Genomic DNA, 2152 nt, shown 5'->3' on the forward strand with positions numbered 1-2152 from the left:
TGTGAACCGGAACCTCTCCAGCGAGGGCCTCCGCGATGGCGGCAAACTCGGCCAGCGCAGCCTGCAGGTCGTCCACGATCTCTTGGGCGATCACCTCGGACCCCACCGGCGCGCGGAGGTGGCCGCCGCCGCCACCCCGGTACCCACCCCCCACGTCGGACCGGCGCTGATCCGCCCGGCGGCCCCGGCGGCCGGGCACGTCACCGTGCCGAAGCCGACGACGTCACCCCGCCCGTCGCCGAGCACGACCCGCGACGCGCGTTGCGGCGCGCCGGAAAACCCCCTGGAGTACGACTTCTGCGGCGGCACCCGAGTTCGCCGGCCCGCCGCCGAGGTCTGCGACTGGTTCGACTGCGCGCCTGGCTTCTGGGCCGGTCGCGGTTATCTCGTGCAGTGCCGCGACGGCTCGGTCAGCCTGACCGGTGGCCGGTCCAACGCCTGCGCCGAACACCGAGGCGTGCGCCGTACCATCTCGAAGTGACCGATTTGGGGGCGAACGTCCCCTTCGGTCGGCGACAATGAGCGGGTGGAGATCCGGTCCGACGACGGTGCCCGGGTGAGGATCCGCCCGGTGGGCTACCAGCCCGGCATCGACCCGCCTGACGAGCCCGACCGGGCCGCGCCCGGCTGGCGCGACTGGCTGCTCATCGAGGTCGACGCGCGCACCGCCGACGGCCAGACCTGGTCGCACCACTACCCGAGCCTCATGGTCGAGGAGGCCCGCGCGCTCGGCGGCTGGCTGCACGGACAGGCGTCCGCGGCTCTCGGGCCGAACTCACCGCCGGCCACGGTCCGCTTCACCGAACCCAACCTGGCCCTGCGGACCCGGGTGATCCGCCGACGGCGGCTGGAGTTGACCGTCGAGTTCTCCGCCGAGTCGCTGCCGCCGTGGATGCGCCGCCCGGTCACCGCCGTCTACCCCCTGATCCTCACCGTGTCCGCGGATGCCCTCGCCGTCGCCGCCGAGCAGTGGGCCGCGCACTGCGAGCGTACCCACCGCGTACCCAGTCGCGATTTCCGCCCCGCGACCCGCTGCCGCACCGGCGGCGCGCCGGCTGACCGCTCAGATCTGCAATTCTCTCCTTTCGGGACCAAAGGGAAGCATCGATCGCCTCCGCGTTCCCTGTCACGTACGTGAGCGGTTGTACCGCGTGTGACCGTGACCTCACTGGCATGTTCCCCCTGGCGGGTCGCCTGGGCCGAGCGCGAGAACGACCGGCGGCAGCGCGCGTACCGCGACGCCACCGACGCATGGCTGCGCCGAAAGGACCACCTGGACCGGCTCCGCATCGAAGCCGTCGGCTTCCTCGGGTGTACGCAGCCACGCACCGGCCTACCGGTTGACCTCGACCACGACGAACTCGTCTTCCGGGTCGTCCCCGTCGCCGAGCTGGTCGAGGCCGAGGCGCGGCACGTCCCCGGACTGCCCACCCCGGGCGGTTTCTGTGCCTTCGCCGAGGCTTCGGGAGAAGCGCTGCCGGCGGGCCTGCGGATCGTCGACAGCGGCATGGCCGTCGTGACCAGCCAACGGGTGGCGTTCGCCGGCCGTGAGCGTCGGCGCGAGTGGAGGTACGCGGACCTGGTCGGCGCCGCCCACCACCCCGACGTGCCGGTCACCCTGCTCCCTGACCACGGTCGACTTTCGGGGCTACTCGTGCCGGCCAGTGCGGTGGTGAACGTCCGCTTCTACCTCACCCTCGCCGTCGCCGTGGCCGGCGGGGACCGCGCCTCCGTCACCGCACAGGTCGACGCGCTGCTGTCGGCGCATCAGGCTGCCCAGCCCACGCCGCTGCCGTCGGTGCGACCCGACGAGGCGCCGCTGACGGCGGTACGCCCCGACCGTCGGGTAACCGCCCTCGCGACGGTCACGGCGGTGGTCATCGCGACGTTGGGCCCCGGTGCCCTCGGGCCGGACCAGGGCAGCAGCCCCTCGGCGCAGGCGATCCCGGTCGTGGACGTGCCGGCGGTTGCACAGGTGCTGATGCCGGTGCGTCCCGTCGGACCGGTTCTGCCCGGCGCGCCGGTGGCACCCGTGCGGCCGGAACCCGACGTGGTCGAGCGTGCGACGCCCAGCCTGCCGTCGAACGCCGGTACGCCTGCTCGGCCGGTGGTCCGGGCGGCCCGCCCGGCGGCGGTGGCTCCGGCCCCGTCC

2 protein-coding genes and 1 pseudogene are annotated in these 2152 nt (G+C 73.7%); all 3 read left to right on the top strand.

Annotation, left to right across the window (positions count from 1 at the left end; genetic code table 11):
• A pseudogene (locus JNW91_RS32910) lies at positions 1-481 on the top strand (DUF3827 domain-containing protein); the annotation flags it as partial.
• Positions 482-526: 45 nt separating this feature from the next.
• The gene (locus JNW91_RS31115) at positions 527-1138 is read left to right on the top strand and encodes a WapI family immunity protein (RefSeq protein WP_203179020.1); all 612 of its coding nucleotides are present in this window, start codon (positions 527-529) and stop codon (positions 1136-1138) included.
• Positions 1139-1159: 21 nt separating this feature from the next.
• Positions 1160-2152, top strand: a 993-nt coding sequence (locus tag JNW91_RS31120) for a hypothetical protein (protein WP_203179021.1), incomplete at its 3' end; no start/stop codon positions are given.

The sequence above is a fragment of the Micromonospora parastrephiae genome (assembly GCF_016802865.1).
Classification (GTDB): domain Bacteria; phylum Actinomycetota; class Actinomycetes; order Mycobacteriales; family Micromonosporaceae; genus Micromonospora; species Micromonospora parastrephiae.